We start from the raw sequence: 664 nt of genomic DNA on the forward strand, positions 1-664 counted from the left end.
GAACACTGATTGGCCAGCTCACGCGAAAAGCTTTGTTGAATCACTCGGCATTACGTTCAACCCTTACACCACGCAAATTGAACCGCACGACTACATCTCTGAATTGTTCGATGCTGTTGCGCGCTTCAACACAATCCTGATTGATTTAGATCGTGACATCTGGAGCTACATCTCACTTGGTTACTTCAAGCAAAAAACGGTAGCGGGCGAAGTAGGCTCTTCAACGATGCCGCATAAAGTAAATCCTATCGATTTCGAAAACTCAGAGGGTAACCTTGGCCTAGCGAACGCGGTATTAACGCACCTAGCTCAAAAACTTCCGATCTCTCGCTGGCAACGCGACCTAACCGACTCAACGGTATTGCGTAATCTAGGTGTAGGCTTAGCGCATGGTTTAATTGCTTACCAATCAACACTTAAAGGCCTTAACAAGCTTGAGATCAATCCAAACAAACTCGCGCAAGATCTCGACAATGCGTGGGAAGTGATGGCCGAACCGATCCAAACCGTGATGCGCCGTTACAGCATCGAACAAGCCTACGAGAAATTGAAAGAGCTAACGCGTGGTCAGTCTATCAACAAAGAGACGATTACAGAGTTCGTTAACAAACTAGAGATCCCTGAAGAAGCAAAACAGATTCTTTTAGATCTTACTCCGGGCAGT

1 protein-coding gene is annotated in these 664 nt (G+C 46.2%); it reads left to right on the forward strand.

Annotated features, from left to right (window positions below):
• On the forward strand, window positions 1-664 hold a 664-nt coding region (locus A3738_RS08700; RefSeq protein WP_255376159.1), incomplete at both ends, for a lyase family protein.

Source organism: Oleiphilus sp. HI0066, from assembly GCF_001635725.1.